The following is an 18,278-nucleotide window of genomic DNA, read 5'->3' as shown; positions in this document are numbered from 1 at the left end:
AGCCCCGGCAAGAACAGCACCGGAGCCGGGAATCATTCCTTTCATGAAACCCACGTGCACGCGCGTACGCATGACTACCCTCCAGAAAATGCTATATCACGCCCTATTGCCTACTAATCGATGTATACCCTTAACTAGTCCGACTAATTAATCTTTTGCGGTGCAGCGCGGCTATACCCTATTCGCGTCCCGCCGTGCAGCGCAACACAACGACAGGACAGGCCTCGCTCGCCTGCCGCGGGTCGTGCACTGTCGAAATGATCTGGACGATAGACCACTTTAATAGTATTACTATCCAGTTAGCGTCTGGAAGGAAAGAGACAGGAAGAATGAAACGCGTCTGCTACGCTTTTCCCAATAGTTCGGCTAAGCCGACGTGTTCGTATCAGGGTTCTGTCTGAAACTGGCTGCCGGTTTCCAGAACGCGCTCGGCGTCCGCGCGCGCATTGTCGAGCTGGACCAGACTTGCATGCCGCGCGCCCAACGGGTCGCGGCTCTGGATTGCAGTGAGAATCGCCTTGTGCCGCGGCAACGAAAGCGCATGCGTGTCGGGATGACGACTTGTCAGCTTGATCGATTCCGTTAGCGCAAGTGACAGCATGTTGCCGATATAGGCCAGCAGGTCGTTGTGGGTGGCCGCCATGATGGCGCGGTGAAACTCGAGGTCAGGATCCAGTAGCGCGCTTGCGGTTTCCGCGCGCTCCATCTGGTCGTAAGCCGATGCGATGCGCGCAAGATCGTCGCTTGTTGCAGCCGTGGCGGCGAGTGCCGCCGCCGCGGGCTCGATAACGCGGCGCACGGTTAGGAGCGAGCTGAAGAACTCGCCTTCGGGAACACTATTGATCGTCCAGAACAGGACATCGGGATCGAGCATGTGCCATTCCGCGCGAGGCTTCACAACACTGCCGACACGCGGTTTCGACACGACCAGCCCTTTCGCCACGAGCACACGGGTGGCCTCGCGCAGCACGGGGCGGCTCACGCCATAGCGCTCGCACAGGTCGGCTTCAGCAGGCAACCGCTGCCCCGGCTGCACCTTGCCGCCGACGATATCCATGCCGAGCTCCTGCACAATGCGGCCGTGCAGGCTCTTGCGCTGCTGCAGATGACGATAGTCCATGGTCAACGATCGCGGTCGTGTCCGGCTCAGTTTTTGCGCCGACCGGTGCGGCGTTCTGAATGGCACTTACCTCGTCGTCGACACGGATAGAGCTGGGTAGCGTGGAGATACTTGCCGGTCCAAGCATAGCACGCGACATTTGGCGCTAATCGAGTCCAGCTCGATTGGCTAGTGCCCGGCTAGCAGCACATTGGCAATGACACCCGTTGCGATGGCGGCGAGTACATAGTCGCCGTTCACGCCGACCCACTGATACCCGCGCGGCGGCGCCTGCAAGCCGTGCTCGTGCCAGTTGTCGACAACGTAATTACGGTCGCGGTATTCCGTCGGAAGCCGCTCACCCTTGTGCCAGTCGTTGTGAGGAACGGGACCGCCCGGCCCTCCCAAAGATGCATCGTGCGGCGCAGGCCCGTGGCCATGTCCATGCTGGCCCCCGTGACCCTGATTCTGTCTGTCGTGCGAAGGCTGTCCGCCGCCGTGATTGTCGTCGTGCTGCTGCGCAAAGACGGCCGTGGACGTGCCGAGTAACGAAATGAGCAAAAGTGGTGCGGCAATGGTCAACTTCATGGCTTTGCCTCTGAGAGAATGACGCGATAACAGTGTGGCGCTCGAAGCTGTGGCTGCCGTGAAACGCCTGCTGCGTGTTGATTGCATGGCTGCGCGACGTAGTTCGCTCATCAACGCTCACCACGTCTGCGCTGGCAGATAATGTCATAAGAACGCCTGTTCGCCAAAACAGCGCGGGATCGCTTCACGGGTTCGAGTCACGTGACACAGTGGCGTCATCGGAGCATGCGCAGATGACGGTGGCCGGGCTAGGCACGCAACTTACTTTTCTTACTGTTCTTACTGCTCGATTTGCCCTGCTGCAATGTCCTCGAGCGATCTTCCGCGTGTCGGCACTCCCATGAGTAGCACGGCCATTGCACCCGTCAGCAGCACAAGCGTTGTCGCGCCGAACACCCCGCCAAAGCCCAGCTTCGGATAGACGTACCCGACGAGGATAGGTGCAGCAATCGCGCCCAGCCGGCCAACTGACGAAGCGAGCCCGGTGCCCGTTGCGCGCACGTCGGTGGGGAACACCTCGGGGGTATAGGCGTAAACGCCGGCGTAGGTGCCGTTCATGAAGAACGACAGCAGGATTCCCGACACCATGATGCCGGCATCCGTACGCGTCAACGCAAGCCCAAGCGCCGATACGCCGCCCAATATCATGTATGACGCGATCGTCGCCTGCCGGCCGATTTTCTCGTTGAGCCACGCGCCTGAAAAGTATCCCGGGATCTGTGCAATGTAGATCACGAGCGAATACGAAAAGCTCCGCGTGATCGTCATTCCATTCTGAACCAGCAAGCCGGGAATCCACGTGAAGAAAGCGTAATAGCTGAACGTGATGGATAGCCACATCAGCCACGTCATGGCTGTGATGCGCGCGAGTTTCGTCGCCCACAACGCCTTGACGTTCGCAACGATCGAGGCTCGTCCGGCTGCGAGCGGAACGGTTCCGCCGCGCACCGGAGACAGCGGCTCCAACTGCACGCCCGCTTGAGTGACCTCCGCCTCCATCCGAGACACGATCGCATCGGCTTCCGCGTGCCGGTCACGCGCCTCGAGCCAGCGCGGCGACTCGGGCAACGCGCGGCGCCACCACAGCAGCATCAGAATGGGCAGCGCGGTGATGACCATCACGGCGCGCCACGCATTGGGCGCGAGCGGGATCACCAGATAGCCGAGCAGTGCAGCCGCCACGAAGCCAAAGGAGAAAAACCCCGCGAGGCTGCCCGTGAAACTCCCGCGATACCGCCGCGCAACGAACTCCGAGAGAAACGGCGCGACGATGGCGCTCTCCGCCCCCGTCCCCAAGCCGGCGACAATTCGCGTCGCGAGAAAAAATCCCCAGTCATTCGCCAGTGCACTGGCAAGCGACGCAACACAGTAAATCACGAGCGCGTACATCATGACCTTGCGCCGGCCGATGACATCGCCGAGCATGCCCGCCAGCATCGCGCCGACGAAATAGCCGATGAACGTGCCGCTTCCCAGTACGCCCGTCTGTACGCTCGTCAGCCCCCATTGCGTGCGCAACACGGGCAGCAGGAAAGCGAGCACGGCGGCGTCCATTGCATCGAAGGTGTAGCCGAGGCCGCCCATCAATAGCAGACGGCGGTGAAAAGCTGAAAACGGCAAGCGCTCGATGCGGGCGGAAATCATCGTCATGAACAGGCTCCGATAGGGACTGTGGGGCACCGCGGACGAGCGTACTACGGTCAATATCTTTCGAGTTCGTTGACGAAGAGCCGGCCATCCTTCATCACGAGCGGAATATGCTCACCCTGGCCCAACAGGCAATCGACGGACTTGAGAGGATTGCCGTCGACCACCAGCACATCGGCATGGGCACCCGGCATGATTCTGCCGAGCTTGTCCTGCATGCCCAGCACTTCCGCGCCAACCAGGGTCGCGCTCGCAATCACCTCGGCTGGTGACAGAACCTCGGCCAGGATCCGGAATTCATCGCTTTGCAGACGCTGTGCCTCGCCGAGCAAGTCCGTGCCGAAGCCCATCTTGACCCCGGCGCGCTTCATGATTTCGATCGAGTGCATGCCGGCGCCGTGCACGTCCGCGACCTTGGCAATGCTTTCCGGCGGCAAGCCATACTTCTCGCCTTCGCTTGCAAGGGCGTCGTAAGTAACAAGGGTTGGCACCACATACGCGCCATGCTCCGCGACGAGGCGGGCGGTCTCATCGTCAATCAGATTGCCGTGCTCGATCGTGCGTACGCCACAACGCACTGCGCGCGCGATCGCCGCAGCCGTATAGGCGTGTGCGAGCACATAGGTGCCGCGCCCCTGAGCTTCCGCTACGATCGCGCGGATCTCATCTTCGGAGTAACCGAATGCGCCGACCGGATCGGTCGGCGAAGCAACACCGCCCGAGGCCATGATCTTGATCTGGTCGGCGCCCATCTGCAGTTCCTCGCGCACAGCCCGGCGCACTTCATCGACGCCGTCCGCCACGCGGCCAAGCGCACCCACACGCACGCAGCATCCGCAGGGTGAATCGGGCGGCATGAAGTCGGAGCGGGCGCGCGGATCGGCGTGACCACCAGTCTGGCTTAACGCGCGGCCGGACACGAAAAGCCGCGGACCTTCGATCAGCCCTGACTCGACCGCCTGCTTGAATGGATACCCGGCACCCCCTGCGTCACGCACGGTGGTGAAGCCGCGGCGCAGCATCGCACGCATGATCGGCACGGCGCGCAGCGTCACCAGCACGTTGGGTAGCGTCGCCACGCGCGGCAGGTTGAACTCGATCGCAACGACATGCACATGCAGATCGATCAGCCCCGGCATGATCGTTTTGCCTTTGACGTCAATCACGCTTGCGCTACCGCCTTTTATCGGCTTGTCCGAAACCTCGCGGACGAAACCGTCCTCGATGAGGACTTCGAAGCCTTGTAAAAGATCAGGATGGGTAGGGTCGAGCAGTGCGCCGTTACGTAGGAGGAAGGTGGTCAACGGTTGTCTCCTTCAGGTTTCGATCGCAGCGCCAGGCATCCGGAATTCACCTCGAGTATGCAGACGGGCATATGGAAGCATATGGAAGCGCTGCCAGCAGCATTCACCAGGATCAGTGTGACACGCATCACGTCTGTGCGCTAACGAACACGTTGTGCGAAGCGGCACGCGATTGCCGCTCAACAGGTCATGCTGCACCGCGACGGCTTCACGAAGGCCCCGTAAAAATAGCGAAAAATTTTTTCCCAAATATTGATCTATTGGACAACTCAGCATTAAGATGAATGCCATGGCGCGCGACATGTCACCCGAACGCAAGGTGACAGCCTGCAGTAGCCATCCCCGAATCGATCCTGCTCGCGTAGCGAGGCCAACGGATCAGGTTCCCAGCAAAGCAGGATTGGCCAGGAGACGGAGATGCTCAGTCCGCACGAATTCGCGACCCTCATGCTGCTCAAAGATGCGCCGGATTGGCTGAGTCTGGACGGTGCCGATCTGGAAGCGCTTCTGGACCGTCAGCTCGTCACGCTGGAGAACCTCCCTTCCGGGCAACAGCGCCCTCTCATTACTCACGACGGACAGATGTTTCTGAAGGCTGCCGCTCGTATCCTGAACGACGAATGACACGTATCGCTTGATCTGTTTCACAGTCAAGGAGTGTTCCGTGGCCGAATCGTGGACAGGAATCGTTGTGGGCCTGTGTGGGTTGAGCGCCGCCGTGCTGCTGGTCGCCGTTCACTATTGGCGCGAAATGACGCGACGGCGCAAACTCAGCCGGATGGATCATCGCGATTGCTGGGAAGTGATGCGCGACAGGCGCTGATGACAAGCGCAAGTCGCTAACAAAAAATGTCTGCAGTCCCGTCGCCCAAGATGTCAGAGATCGAAGGTGCCTCGATACTTCTCGTCGGCATCTGAACGGGTATTGATTTCGACGAGAACGCCGCCCGGTACTTCACAGAAAAATCGCGAGCCGCGTTCATGCTTGAACACGCCGGTTTTCATCACGACATCTGCTGCTAGCATCTCGTCATAGAGCGTGCGAACCTCGTCGAGGGTCGGCAGTTCAAAGCCGATGTGAAAGTTATGCGGCCACGCGACCGGATGATCAGCAGCGTCCTCGATCACGATGTCGAATCCGGGACGTTTCAGAAGCCAGCTCGCGCCGCGCCCGGCGACGGTACAGCCTAGATGAGCCTCGAAGAAAGTGGCGGTGGCGCTTACATCGGACGAAGGGAAGCTCACGTGGTTGAGCTTCATGGTGGTGGTGATATGGGTCATGTCGATCTCCGTTGAATTGGATCGCTCGTTGCGTTCCGTACGGAGAATGTTACGAGTAAAAGCTCGCGTTCAATACTCGCGTCGCCGCGTTTGCGTCGGCAGCCGCTCAGCCCCGTCCTACGGGCGTTTCAGCCCTCGCGTCCCCGCCTTGCGTACGGCCTGCTCGCGTTTGCTCGCGGGTTGCGGCGTGTCTTCGGCGGGCGAATCGTCACTACCTTCCGCACTCGACATCATCGTCAGATAGCCCAATACGGCGGCCGTCACGCGGCGAGTGAGTCCAGTTGTGTCTGTCTCCTCGCGCTCGCCAGCGGCGTCGACGAGTCCACGAACGATCGCCATCAGATCGCTCGCGGCGACAGCCACGTCCTCTTGCGGTGGCAAACCGTCACGCACGAGGACTTCCAATAACACGCTGCGCACCGATCCGGTGCTAGCCAGCGCCATGCGCAGTTGCGGCCTGCTCTCCTCGACGTCGAGCAGCCGTGCAAGCGTAGGTCTCGCGAACTGCTGCCGCACTGAGACGTCGATCAGATGCGTGAGCGCGATCGGTCCGCTAGGGTGATCGAGGGCAACCAGCGCATCGCGATAGAAGCGTTCACTTTCACGCTGCATCAGCGCGATCGTCAACGCATCCTTGCTCGGGAAGTACTGATACAGCGAACCAATGCTAACGCCGGCGCGTTCGGCGACCGCGTTCGTATTGAACCCTTCGAGTCCCTTCGTTTCAAGCACCTGTGCGGCCGCTTCGAGCAAGGTGGCGACCATGCGTTCAGAACGGGGCTGGCTGGGCGCCCTGCGCGGTTTGAGCGGCGATGGAGTCGGCTGTCGAGGCATGCGGCAATCACGTGGTTGGGTGGCAACGAATGGTTCGGTCGGGAGATGGTCGTCCGGCTCGATGTGGGAGCAAGCTTGCCACAAAGTCATCACGTCGGTCGACGTCGACGCCAGCGGCTAGAAGTGACGCTCCGCGCCCCGGCTGACTTCATGCATCTGCATGAGTCGTCATGCACGCCATTCATGTCGTTCATTTTTGTCCTGAATTTGACCGGCTTTTGCCTCGGCCATATTGTGCGGACATGCCTGCCCCGTGCGCATCGTCGTACCTGCCGATCCGTGTTATCGAGAGGCGGGATCTCCAACACCGTGATCTGCGAAATGCCATGAATCCTGACGCAACAGCTACGCTTGCTCCCCTATCCGACCTACGTCCGGCCAGCAAGGTTCGCCGCGCGGTGACGACTGCAGTGCTCGGCCAGATTCTCGAGTGGTACGACTTTTTTCTCTATGGAACCGCCGCCGCGCTGGTATTCGGCCACCTGTTCTTTCCCATCGGTACCGATCCGCTGACCGGGACGATTGCGGCATTCGGCGGCTTTACGGTCGGCTTCATTGCCCGTCCGATTGGCGGCGTGCTGTGCGGCCACATCGGGGACCGGTACGGCCGTAAGACGGTCATGATGCTCACGCTGTTGATGATGGGCAGCGCGACCGTCTGCATGGGCCTCCTGCCGACTTATCAGCAAATCGGCATCGCGGCCCCCATCTTGCTGGTCCTGCTGCGCATCTTGCAGGGTCTTGCGGCAGGTGGGGAATGGAGCGGCAGTATTTTGCTGATCCATGAAAACGCGCCCGCATCGAAACGCGGTGCGCTGTCTGCATGGAGTCCCTGCGGCGCCGCATTCGGCTTCGTTCTTTCCACTGCTGCGTTTCTGCTCGTCCAGACGCTGTCGTCTTCCGACTTTCTGAGTTGGGGCTGGCGCGTGCCGTTCCTGTGCAGCGCCGTGTTAGTCGCGCTCGGGCTGTGGATGCGCCGCTCCGTCGACGAAAGCGCCGAGTTCGCCGAGGTCAAAGCCACGCGCCGCGACAGCCGCATGCCGATTATCGAAGTGCTTCGCCAATGTCCGCGTCAGGTGTTGACTGTTTTCGGCCTGCGCTTTGGCGAAGGCGCTGCGTCGTACATCTTCTTCGCTTTTTCGATTGCCTACGGCCGGTTTGTCGGCCTGCCATCAAGCTGGATTCTGGGTGGCTTGACCGTCTCGATGCTGCTGATGATCCCCGTTTCGCTCGTAATGGGTCACGTGACGGACAAAATCGGCCGCAAGCCGGTTTATCTCGCCGGCGCGATCGCAATGGTGCTGGTCGCCTACCCTTACTTCGTGCTGCTCGGCTCGGGTGTGCTGTGGAAAGTCATCCTGGCGCTCGTCCTCGCCAACAGCATCACACTGGGTATCCTCGAAGGCGCTCAGCCAGCTTTCATCAGCGAATTGTTGCCCGTCCATCTGCGTTTCTCGGGTCTTGGCATTGGCCGCGAGATGTCGTCGGTACTCGGCGGCGGCCTGTCGCCGATGATCGCGACCGCACTGCTCGCTCACTACCGTAGCGCCACGCCAGTCGTCATTTACCTCGTTGTTCTCGGACTGATCACCGTGCTCGCGACCTGTCTTGCGCCCGAGACTTTCCCGAAGGCTCTGAGACTTCAGGCGAAAGAAAGCGCTTAACGCCGTCAAGCGGCAGCGCCGAGGCGCAGCCGCACCAGACGGATCGATTATTCAATTCCGACACCCTGCCATCATGCAAAGCCTTCAAAGTGCCAGCCTTCCGACGCACGCCTATGAACCTCGCGTCGTCGATCAAACCGATCCGTATCCGGAGTACGCGGGTCCCCTTTCTCTCGATGTTCTGATCGAAGAAATAGAGCGTCGCAGGGACGAGTTCGATCAGTTGTCGCATGTTCCGCGCGACATGATCGCAAAGATGAAACGCGCGGGCATCTATCGCGCAAGTACGCCGCGCCGTTTCGGTGGAGACGCGCTGCCGCCGCCGCAGTTTCTGCGCATGCTCGAGCGCATCGCAATCGCCGACGGATCGACCGCGTGGGTCGCCGCGTTCGGGTCGGCGAATACCTATCTCGCGTCGCTCCCAATCGAAACGCAGCAGCATATCTATGCGAAAGGACCGGATCAGGTTTTTGCCGGCGGACTCTATCCGCTGCAGCCGGCCGCCAAAGTGCCGGGTGGTTTCATGGTCAGCGGCCAATGGCGATTTGCAAGCGGTTGCAAGGGCGCGGACTGGATCGGCGTGGGGATCGGCGGCACGCCCGCTAATTCGGGTGATACAGGCGCAGGAAAACCATTCACCGCCGTATTCCCGGCGCACGAAGTCGAGATCGTCGAGAACTGGAACGTGGTCGGTATGCAGGGCACCGGCAGCCACGATCTGCGGCTTCGCGACAAATTCGTCGACGAGCAATGGACATTCGTTCGCGGCGGCCAGGCGCTGATCGACGAACCGCTCTACCGCTATCCCGCCGTTGCGTATCAGGCGCAAGTGCACGCCGCCGTCAACATCGGCCTCGCGCGTGCCGCGCTCGATCTGCTGACCGACATGTCGGGATCGACTAAAACCACCACCGGCGCCCCGCGTCTTGCAGACCGCGGTTACTACCGCTCCGGTCTCGCGAAAGCAGAGGCCAACTGGCGCAGTACTCGCGCGTTCTTCTACGAGTCCGCCGAATCGGTGTGGCAGACCATCGTCGCCGGCGATCCTGTGACACAGCATCAGGCCAATCTGATGCGCCTCAGCGCGACTCACGCTGCGCAAGTGTGTGCGGAGGTCGTGATGCAGGCCTATCAGTTGGCGGGCATCGCGGCGATCTACCGCGAGAATCGGCTGCAGCGATTGGTACGCGACTCGATTGTCGTGACGCAGCATGCGTTCCTTGGAGAAGGCACCTACGACGCATCAGGCGCGCTGTTTGCCGGCATCGCGCCGGTAACGCCGTATCCCTGATGAGAGGACAATCATGACGATCGACGACACCAAACGGCGTTTCCGCGATGCGATGGCGTGCCTGCCCGCGGCCGTCAACATCATCACCACGGATGGCCCGAGCGGACGTTGCGGGATTACCGCAAGCGCAGTCTGTTCCGTGACGGATGCGCCGCCTACGATGCTCGTTTGTATCAATCAGGCCAGTTACGTACACGATGTTCTGCATCGCAACCGGAGCGTGTGCATCAATGTGCTGGCGGCGGAATGTCAGGACGTCGCGCGTGATTTCGCGGGCATGACAGCCTGTTCGATGGATGAGCGGTTCGCACGTCATGCATGGACGATCGGACATCAGTCAGCCCCAGTCCTCTCGCATGCGATTGCAAGTCTCGAAGGCGAGATCGTCGACCTCAAGAGTGTCGGCTCGCATTCGGTCATGTTTGTGGAAATCGGGCATATCTCGACCAGATCGGAAGGCGATGGATTGATCTACTTTGGCCGGCAGTTCCACCGCCTCGCGCGGCCAGAAGCAACGGCGCAGCCAGAAGCAACGGCGCAGCCAGTCGTCGCAAGCGCAGCGAGGTGAACGTGGAAGTCTGTCTGTTTTTTATCGGCTACAGCAATGGCATGCATCCGGAGCCGCGCGACATCGATATATCGTTGATTCAAGCGGTGTCACAGAACGTGGAAGGGCTGCGGCGCTTCGTGATCCATCGCTCTATCGAGTCGGCGAATGGCGATCCTCAGTCAAACGAACATGCTTTGAAGCCACGCTGGGCACTGCAATGGTATTTCGACGATCTCGATCCTGCTGAAGCGGTGCTTCAACGCGGCGGTGCCGCACACACGATCGTGGAGCAAACGATAGACGCCGCCCAGGACCGCCTTGCATTCGCGCAGCAACTCATGGCGGTGAGAAAATTTGCCACGCCCAATGCCCCCGGCATTGGAGATCCGGCTGAGAAATGTACATATCTCGTCGGCTATGAAGGAGAAGCCCACAATTTCAATGCGTGGTTAACGCACTATCTTAAGCATCATCCTCCGCTCATGGCACAGCTGCCCGGCATTCGTGAGCTGGAAATCTATACGCGGGTCGACTATCGAACCGGTTTAGATATTCCGCAAGCAACCGCCATGCAGCGGAACAAAGTGGTCTTCGACGATTCCGCGGGGCTGGCCGCAGCGCTGGCCTCGCCGATACGCGCGCAGATGAAGCAGGATTTCGACGCATTCCCGCCGTACAGCGGACCGGCCTCGCATTTCCCTATGCACAGCATTTACGGTAATCTGCAGCGGACGTAAAGCCGGACGCGGATAGCCCTAAGCAGTAGGCGGCTGTCAGGTCCCGCTCTGCGAACCGGATACTGTCGCACCGAAAGTTGCGCGTCCGTTTTAACAGCCAGAGCCTGACGCAACGCGATCGTCAGACTCCTTCACTGCCGCGATCCGAACGTCATGACAAAGTCGCACTCTGGCATTACGGATTTGAATCTGCTGCGCGTGTTTCTGGCCATTTCGGATCTACGCAGCCTGACCGCTGCGGGCGAACGCCTCGGGCTCACGCAACCTGCGGTGAGCCACGCGCTCCGCCGGCTGCGTGGCTTTTTCGACGACCCGCTCTTTGTGCGCACGCCCAGCGGCATGGTGCCCACAGATGCGGCACTGCGTTTGCACGCACCGCTCACGCAGGCGTTCGAGATCATCAACGGGGCAGTGCAGCAGCTCGCGAAATTCGACCCAGCTACGACGACGCGCGTATTCCGCGTGTCGATGTCGGATATGTCGGAGTACTTTTTCCTGCCGCCACTGCTCTCGATGCTCGACCGTACTGCGCGCGGCATCCGGATCGAGATCGCGAATGTCTCCGTCGATTCAGTGAGCGCCGCGATGCGCAGCGGTGAAATCGATCTCGCGCTCGGTTACGTTCCGGGTCTGGATTCAGGTTGCGTGAGCAGGACGCTATTCTTCGACGAACATGTTTGCGTTGTGCGGGCGGGTCACCCTTTGCGCAAACTGAAACCGACCAAGGAAGACCTCGCGGGCTTGCGCTATGTCTACGCAAGTACAAACGCAACCGGACACCGGATGGTCGAGCAATGGCTGGAGGAATTGAATCTGCGCCGCGATATCGTGCTGCGCCTGCCTCATTTTGTCGTCGCGCCCGAGATCGTTCAGAACACCGATCTCGCCGTCATTTTCCCCAGAAGCATCGCGCAGCGCTTTAACCGCAACAAGTCCTTCCGCATCCTCCCGCTGCCCTTCTCGTTGCCACCCATTGAAATTCAGGTCCATTGCCATGCGCAGTTCTCGGCGGACCCGGGAATCGCCTGGCTGGTCGACGCCATTTACGATATGTTTCATCAGGCCGATCCACCGGAAGGCGCAGAACGCATGCGGAAGTCCCCTGCTGTCGGCAAGACTGGGAAAGCAAAGCGGGCTTAGGGTTCCGGGTCCATTGAGGATCGGCAACTGAAACGGACTGGATGAACCACTCCCCTCAGTGCACTTCGATCTCCTCGACCTCGCGCACACCGATCAATTCGCAAAGCATGTTGCGGTACGCAACGAATTCGTCGGCAGACATGCGCGACAGCGAAATCGTGACCAGGTCCCGTTGTTCATCGTCGTCCGGATGAACGCTGATGTGCCTGAGCCGGGGGCTGTCCTCGCCGAACAGGCGACACAGGACGGGCAGCGTGATCGCACCTCGATCCACCTGAAGGCGCAATGCCCGGCGCAGTTTCCCTTTCGTCCGCAACTGCCGCGCGACAGGTTTGACCCATGTGAGCGTCACCAGAATGATCACCGTCGACGCCAACGCCAGCACGTAGAGCCCTCCACCTGCCGCGAGCCCGATGCCCGCGACGGCCCAGACACTCGCGGCCGTCGTCAACCCTCGCACTACCTCGCCGCGCAACAGAATAGCGCCGGCGCCGAGAAAGCCGATTCCCGACACGACCTGCGCCGCGACACGTGATGGATCGAGGGCGACGTTCGGCATCGAGCGGGTGTCCTCGAAGCCGAACGCCGAGACCATCATCACCAGCGAGGACGCCACGCACACCAGCATATGCGTACGCAGTCCGGCCGGAAAAGCAAACCGCTCCCGCTCGAAGCCGATGACGCCGCCCAACACCGCGGCAAAGAGCAACCTTGCGATCAGTTCGATATTGCCCGGCATCATGTTCTCCTCGTTGTCGTTTTTTTGTCAGCCCCAAGGCAGGGTAAAGGTCTTCACGTTCGTGAAGCTCTTCATCGCTTCCTGAACGCCCTCCTTATGGCCCAGCCCCGAATCCTTTATGCCGCCGAACGGCGTCAACTCGATCCGGTAGCCGGGCACTTCCCAAACGTTCACGGTTCCCACGTTGAGTTCATTTGCGAAACGCGTGATGTTCTCGAGACTGTCCGTGCAGACTCCGGACGACAGGCCATACGCTGTGCCGTTGGCTATGCGGATGGCGTCGTCAAGATCGTTGAATGCAATGATCGGCGAGACTGGCCCGAACGTTTCCTGCGCGACCAGTTCCATCGACGGTGTGACCCGGTCCAGAACGGTCGGCGGAAAGAGTGCCCCCTGACGCTCGTTGCCAACCAACAGGCGTGCGCCCTGTGCGATCGCTTCATTGACCCGCGCCTCGAACAACGACGCGGCCGCTTCGTCGATGACCGTGCCCATGTCGGTGTTGGCGTCGCCTGGGTTCCCACACTTCCACGCCCGGGTCTTTTCGACCACCAGTTCGGTGAAGCGATCAGCCACCGTCCGGTGCACCAGAATCCGTTTGATCGCAGTGCAACGTTGCCCGGAGTTTTTGTACGAACCGAGCACGGCAAGGTCCGAAGCGCGCCCGAGATCGGCATCGTCCATCACGATCAGCGGATCGTTGCCGCCAAGTTCCAGTACCACGCGTCGATAACCTGCCCGCTCAGCGATGTATTTGCCGATTGCGACGCCGCCCGTGAACGTCACCAGCGCGACATTCGGATTCATGATCAGCTCGTCGGCAATTTCCGCCGGATCGCCGGTCACGACCTGCAACATCGGCGGCGGCAGCCCCGCTTCATAAAGCAGATCCGCCAGATAGCAGGCGGACAGCGGCACCTTTTCCGATGGTTTAAGCACGGTACGGTTGTTGGTGGCGATCGCCGGCGCGATCTTGTGCGCGACCTGGTTCATCGGGTGATTGAACGGCGTGATTGCCGTGATGACGCCAAGGAGCGGTTCGCGCTGCGTGATCACACGGCGCTTCTTTCCGTGGGGCGTGAGGTCGCATGAAAACACCTGACCATCGTCGCGCAACGCCTCGTTCGCGGAGAAGTTGAACACGTCCGCCACGCGTCCAATCTCATAGCGCGAATCCTTCATGCACAGACCCGATTCGAGCGTGATGAGCGCAGCGGCCTCTTCGGTTCGGCTGCGCAGCAGTTCCGCGGCGCGGTTGAGAATCGAAGCGCGCTCGAAGCGTGACAGCGTCGGCCGGTATCGGAGCGCGGCCTCGTAAGCCATGCGGACGTCGTCGACCGAAGCCTTGGGCACAGTGCCCACCACGTCCCCGGTGTAGGGATTGGTCACTTCGATCACGCGGTCGCGCGTCAGCTTCTTGCCATTGATGCGCAGCGTCTCTTCACGAAACTGCAGCGGTTCCAGATCAATCGTGTTCATGCGTGCTGCTCCGGATGAGGTGCGATGGCAGGTTGTTCCTGAAGTGCATTCAACGCGATATGGAAAACGTCGAAATTCCTCAGGGTGCGGTCTTCGAGCGGCCCGGCAAGCGCACGGTTGAACAACAGCGGCACGGTCTGCTCCGACAGGCCGCCATGCGAGCGCAACGGCACCGTCAATCCCGAGAGATCGTGCGCCGCGGCACTGCTGCCGAGCACATAAGATTTGTCACTGATGACGACGAGATCACCCACGCGGTCGGGCGGTAGTTCGAAGCGCGCGCACGCTTCTTCACGGGTCAACACTGCCTCGATATGTGGCAATCCCGCCAGGCGCCTGCGCAACACGACGCCGTCGTCGCCGGCCGGCAGATACACCGTCGCGTAAGAGCCGAGGGCCCCGTGGTGGCGCACGTACGGATCCGTGATCGGCAGAATCACACGTGGACCGCCCTCTTCAACGCAGCGCCCGAGCCAGTCGTCGAGCAGGTCCTGCAGATAGATAATGTTCGGCTCGCCGGTCTTCGGATCGTGCTTCGCGTTCATCCCGTGATCCGCCGTGATGCCGAGTACGGCGCCCAGTTCGTGCAGACGCAACAGATACCGGTCCATCATCGCGTAGAACGCGTTTGCGCCGTCCGTGCCCGGGGCAAACTTGTGCTGGACATAGTCGGTCGTCGACAGATACATCAGATCGGCGCGATCGTTTTCGAGCAGCCACACACCGGTCGCAAAGACGAATTCGGAGAGTGCCGCGCTGTACACATCGGGCAGCGGCATATTCACGCGCTCCAGCAAGCGCTCGATGCCGTTTGCTTCGACGCTGGCCTCGTCGGCCTTTTCCGCCGACACGCAGATGCCGTCCAGTCCATGGCCAAGCAGCGCGCGCAACTTGTCTTTCGCGGTGACCACAGCCACCCGGGAACCCGCTTCGGCCGCGGCAGCCAGCAGGGTGCCGGCCCGCAGATAGCGCGGATCGTTCATCAGCACCTCGCGGCCACGGCCCGCGTCGGCATCGCGATCGTAGAAATAGTTGCCGCAGATGCCGTGCACGGCCGGCGGAGCGCCGCACACGATCGAGAGGTTGTTCGGGTTGGTGAAGGATGGCATCACGCATTTCGCGTGGAGCGCCGTGCCGTTTTCGAGCAGCTCGCGCAGGAACGGCGTGGCGCCAGCTTCCGCCGCCCGATGCAGATAATCGTATTCGCACCCGTCGATGCAGACGATAACCGTCGGCCGATGCGGCAAACGATAGCTTCGACCGTTGACTGCTATGGTTGAAACTGAATTCATGTCGAGTTCCCCTGGAGATCGGATGTTCAGAACGTGCGCCGGATGAAGTACGTGCAGACCGCACTGAGCAACCCCACACATGCGATATAGAGGGCAATCCACCACGGCTGCAAATTGCCGTAGTGAAGAAGCGAGGTGGCGACGAGCGGCGTGATCGAGCTGGAGACAATGCCCGATACCTGATACACGATCGAGATGCCGCTGTACCGCACCCGCGTATCGAACAATTCGCAGAACAGCGCGGCTTCGGGACCGTAGACGAACGCGTAGATCACGCCGAGCACAATCACGATGGTGGCCGTCACGGCAGCGAGACTGCTCGAGTAATGAAAGACCGCAAAGGCCGGCCACGCGCTCAGGCCGCAGACCAGCGCGCCCCAGCCGAACACCTTGCGGCGGCCGATCCGGTCCGACAGGCGCGACGCGACCGGAATCATGAACATCAGCACCAGTGCGGCAAGCGTCACGGCCACGAGGATCGCCGACTTCGCGTAGTGCTGGATGCCGATCAGATAGCTCAGCGCAAACACCGCATAGGTGTTGAAGATCACGCCGTCGATATAGCGCGCGCCCCAGCCCAGCAGCACATTGCCGCGGTAGTCAGCGAACACCTCGCGCGCCGGTACCTTTGCGACCGCGTGGGTGTCGCGAATCTTCGTGAACGCGGGTGTTTCGACGACGCGCAAGCGGATAAACATGCCCACGCCGACGAGCAGGATGCTGGCCATGAAGGCGACCCGCCAGCCCCATTGCAGAAAGGCTTCGGGCGTCAGCCAGGTCGTCAGTGCGGCCACTGCGCCGCTGCTCAGGCACAGACCGATTGCGAGCCCGATCTGCGGATATGACGCGTACAGGCCGCGGTGTTTGCGGGGCGCGTATTCGAAAGCCATTAGCACCGCGCCGCCCCACTCGCCGCCGAGGCCAATGCCCTGCAGCAACCTCAACAACAGGAGACAGGCCGGCGCCCAGATGCCGATCGACGCATAGGTTGGCAGTACCCCGATCAGGAAAGTGGAGACGCCCATGATGGAAAGCGTGAGCACCAGCAAGGGCTTGCGTCCGAACCGGTCGCCGAAATGGCCGAAGACCACACCGCCGAGCGGCCGGGTGACAAAACCAACCGCGTACACCGTATAGGCCAGCATGGTGGAGACGAAAGCGTTCCCCGTCGGAAAGAAGAGCTTGTCGAATACGAGGCCGGTGATCGTGCCGTAGAGAAAGAAGTCATACCATTCGACGGTCGTGCCGATCAGACTGGCTAGGGCAACCGACTTCACAGACCTGGCGTCGACGTTGATTGCCGCGCCTCCTGCAATATCCACCGCTTCCATTGCTTGTCTCCTGATAGTTGCCGGGCCCGTGACGTCGCTTGACGTCCGCTGCCTCGGCTCTTGCCGTTCGTGCGGCTTTTGTTGTGCTGCGAGATACGCCGGTGCGAAACCGGATGTCTCTTTTCCTCCTCTATCACCGTTTCGTGATGCTGTTCTCCTTGCTTCGGCGCTACCAGAACTTCAAGCCGCAGCGGCGATGAAGTTGCGTCCACGCGGCCCGCTCAACGCGTGCGCGATCATCCGGTCCGATTCCTCAGTGCTCACGCCATAGCTTGAAAACGATGTACGTACGCCAAGCGCTTCGAGAAAATTGGTCAGGTAGTCCCGTGCATCGGCCAGTGGGCACGGAAAGACTTTCGCGAGCACAGCGTCACGCGCAGTGTTTTTTCCAAGCGCGAGATCCAGCACCATCGGCAGCGTGAACGAACACGCGATGCCATGAGGAAGACCGTGATGAATCGTCATCTCATACGAAATGGAATGAGCCAGCGCGGTTTTCGTGTTCGAGAACGCGAGCCCGGCTTTGAGCGCCGCCAGCGAAGCCCGTTCGCGTAGTGTCCGGTCCTGCAGATTCGCAACCAGCGCCGGCAGCGTGGCCAGCATGTCGCGCGCGGCTGACACCGCGAATTCGTCGGAGATCGGGTTCGCGTTGACGTTCCAGATGGCTTCGAGTGCATGCGATAGCGCATCGAGGCCGCTCTGCACCGTGACCGATTGCGGCAGCGAGAGCGTGAGATCCGGATCCACGATCGCGGCCTCGGGCCACGTCTGCGGGAGCTGCAGCGAATACTTGCGCTGCTTGATCGTGCGATCCCAGATCGTCGCCCATGGCGTCACTTCACTGCCAGTGCCTGCGGTAGTCGGCACGGTAATCAGCGACTTCACGCGCGGCGGTGTGAACGGCTTGCCCGTATCGAGCAAGGCCAGCAGTTCGTCGAACTCATTGCTTTCCGTACCGACCATCAGCGTTTTGGCCGTGTCGAGCACGCTGCCGCCGCCGATCGCCACGACAACGGGACAACCCTCATGTCTGCGCCAGAAGTCGCGGTACAGCCCGGCGATATGGGTGACGTCCGGGTTCGGCTGTACGTCGTCGATCACCGCGACCACGCTGTCACCACACAACTCGCGCACACGCTGCACGAGACCGATCTGCGCCGCCTCCGCGAACGTCACGACTACGGCGCGGCGGCCGTTGAGAATCTCGGGCAGCCGTGCGATACAACCGGGGCCGAAATTCACCTCTACAGGATTCCAAAAGACACCGTTCATCGTCTCCCCTCTTTTCGTCTGTGTGCGTTA

General features: G+C 60.9%; 18 protein-coding genes. 7 read left to right on the top strand and 11 right to left on the bottom strand.

Translation table 11 applies throughout. From position 1 onward, the window contains the following. Nucleotides 1–385: 385 nt before the first annotated feature. The 4 genes from KHO33_RS04100 to KHO33_RS04085 form a co-directional block, all read right to left on the bottom strand. Nucleotides 386–1,120: a FadR/GntR family transcriptional regulator gene (locus tag KHO33_RS04100; RefSeq protein WP_054034867.1), complete on the bottom strand. Its 735-nt coding sequence runs from the start codon at nucleotides 1,118–1,120 to the stop codon at nucleotides 386–388. Nucleotides 1,121–1,288: 168 nt separating this feature from the next. Beyond that, the gene (locus KHO33_RS04095; RefSeq protein WP_054034866.1) at nucleotides 1,289–1,687 is read right to left on the bottom strand and encodes an RcnB family protein; all 399 of its coding nucleotides are present in this window, start codon (nucleotides 1,685–1,687) and stop codon (nucleotides 1,289–1,291) included. A gap of 279 nt (nucleotides 1,688–1,966) precedes the next feature. Next, nucleotides 1,967–3,337: an MFS transporter gene (locus KHO33_RS04090; protein ID WP_200561444.1), complete on the bottom strand. Its 1,371-nt coding sequence runs from the start codon at nucleotides 3,335–3,337 to the stop codon at nucleotides 1,967–1,969. Between the two features lie 50 nt (nucleotides 3,338–3,387). Continuing rightward, a complete protein-coding gene (locus KHO33_RS04085; RefSeq protein WP_200561442.1) occupies nucleotides 3,388–4,638 on the bottom strand; it encodes a metal-dependent hydrolase family protein in 1,251 nt (416 codons plus the stop codon). Between the two features lie 417 nt (nucleotides 4,639–5,055). On the opposite strand from KHO33_RS04085, the gene KHO33_RS04080 reads away from it, so the two are divergent. Both KHO33_RS04080 and KHO33_RS04075 read left to right on the top strand, forming a co-directional pair. After that, nucleotides 5,056–5,262 carry a hypothetical protein gene (locus tag KHO33_RS04080; protein WP_054034863.1) on the top strand — a complete coding sequence of 69 codons (207 nt, stop codon included), beginning with the start codon at nucleotides 5,056–5,058 and terminating at the stop codon, nucleotides 5,260–5,262. A 40-nt stretch (nucleotides 5,263–5,302) separates the two neighbouring features. Then, nucleotides 5,303–5,461, top strand: a complete 159-nt coding sequence (locus KHO33_RS04075) for a hypothetical protein (protein WP_167378395.1) — start codon at nucleotides 5,303–5,305, stop codon at nucleotides 5,459–5,461. Nucleotides 5,462–5,514: 53 nt separating this feature from the next. Here the strand turns inward: KHO33_RS04075 and KHO33_RS04070 are convergent, their stop codons facing one another. Beyond that, a complete protein-coding gene (locus tag KHO33_RS04070; protein WP_200561440.1) occupies nucleotides 5,515–5,919 on the bottom strand; it encodes a VOC family protein in 405 nt (134 codons plus the stop codon). A 117-nt stretch (nucleotides 5,920–6,036) separates the two neighbouring features. Beyond that, complete coding sequence (locus KHO33_RS04065; protein ID WP_328822070.1) at nucleotides 6,037–6,684, bottom strand: TetR/AcrR family transcriptional regulator; 648 nt, start codon at nucleotides 6,682–6,684, stop codon at nucleotides 6,037–6,039. Between the two features lie 395 nt (nucleotides 6,685–7,079). Between KHO33_RS04065 and KHO33_RS04060 the strand changes: the two genes are divergently transcribed. From KHO33_RS04060 to KHO33_RS04040, 5 genes are all read left to right on the top strand, one after another. Further along, on the top strand, nucleotides 7,080–8,417 hold the full coding sequence (locus KHO33_RS04060; protein ID WP_200561436.1) for an MFS transporter: 1,338 nt from the start codon (nucleotides 7,080–7,082) through the stop codon (nucleotides 8,415–8,417). Between the two features lie 73 nt (nucleotides 8,418–8,490). Continuing rightward, nucleotides 8,491–9,708 (top strand): acyl-CoA dehydrogenase family protein, encoded by a 1,218-nt coding sequence (locus KHO33_RS04055; protein ID WP_200561435.1) that lies wholly within the window; start codon nucleotides 8,491–8,493, stop codon nucleotides 9,706–9,708. A 13-nt stretch (nucleotides 9,709–9,721) separates the two neighbouring features. Further along, the gene (gene hpaC, locus KHO33_RS04050; RefSeq protein WP_200561433.1) at nucleotides 9,722–10,276 is read left to right on the top strand and encodes a 4-hydroxyphenylacetate 3-monooxygenase, reductase component; all 555 of its coding nucleotides are present in this window, start codon (nucleotides 9,722–9,724) and stop codon (nucleotides 10,274–10,276) included. A 2-nt stretch (nucleotides 10,277–10,278) separates the two neighbouring features. Next, nucleotides 10,279–10,995, top strand: coding sequence for an EthD family reductase (locus KHO33_RS04045; protein WP_236074656.1), 717 nt, complete (start codon nucleotides 10,279–10,281; stop codon nucleotides 10,993–10,995). A gap of 153 nt (nucleotides 10,996–11,148) precedes the next feature. Further along, nucleotides 11,149–12,135 (top strand): LysR family transcriptional regulator, encoded by a 987-nt coding sequence (locus KHO33_RS04040; RefSeq protein ID WP_234475130.1) that lies wholly within the window; start codon nucleotides 11,149–11,151, stop codon nucleotides 12,133–12,135. A gap of 55 nt (nucleotides 12,136–12,190) precedes the next feature. Here the strand turns inward: KHO33_RS04040 and KHO33_RS04035 are convergent, their stop codons facing one another. From KHO33_RS04035 to psrA, 5 genes are all read right to left on the bottom strand, one after another. Further along, nucleotides 12,191–12,874 carry an MgtC/SapB family protein gene (locus KHO33_RS04035; protein WP_200561659.1) on the bottom strand — a complete coding sequence of 228 codons (684 nt, stop codon included), beginning with the start codon at nucleotides 12,872–12,874 and terminating at the stop codon, nucleotides 12,191–12,193. 27 nt (nucleotides 12,875–12,901) lie between these two features. Beyond that, the gene (gene phnY / locus KHO33_RS04030; protein ID WP_200561431.1) at nucleotides 12,902–14,353 is read right to left on the bottom strand and encodes a phosphonoacetaldehyde dehydrogenase; all 1,452 of its coding nucleotides are present in this window, start codon (nucleotides 14,351–14,353) and stop codon (nucleotides 12,902–12,904) included. Beyond that, nucleotides 14,350–15,645, bottom strand: coding sequence for a phosphonoacetate hydrolase (gene phnA, locus KHO33_RS04025; protein ID WP_200561429.1), 1,296 nt, complete (start codon nucleotides 15,643–15,645; stop codon nucleotides 14,350–14,352). Before phnA ends, phnY begins: the two co-directional genes overlap by 4 nt. Before the next feature lie 26 nt (nucleotides 15,646–15,671). Further along, nucleotides 15,672–16,976 carry an MFS transporter gene (locus KHO33_RS04020; RefSeq protein WP_200561427.1) on the bottom strand — a complete coding sequence of 435 codons (1,305 nt, stop codon included), beginning with the start codon at nucleotides 16,974–16,976 and terminating at the stop codon, nucleotides 15,672–15,674. Between the two features lie 180 nt (nucleotides 16,977–17,156). Further along, on the bottom strand, nucleotides 17,157–18,248 hold the full coding sequence (psrA, locus tag KHO33_RS04015; RefSeq protein WP_200561425.1) for an iron-containing alcohol dehydrogenase PsrA: 1,092 nt from the start codon (nucleotides 18,246–18,248) through the stop codon (nucleotides 17,157–17,159). Nucleotides 18,249–18,278: the final 30 nt, after the last annotated feature.

The organism is Paraburkholderia nemoris, from assembly GCF_905221015.1.
Taxonomy (GTDB): Bacteria; Pseudomonadota; Gammaproteobacteria; order Burkholderiales; family Burkholderiaceae; genus Paraburkholderia; species Paraburkholderia nemoris.
The sequence above is the reverse complement of the archived record's forward strand: the minus strand, read 5'-3'. Positions and strand labels throughout refer to the sequence as shown.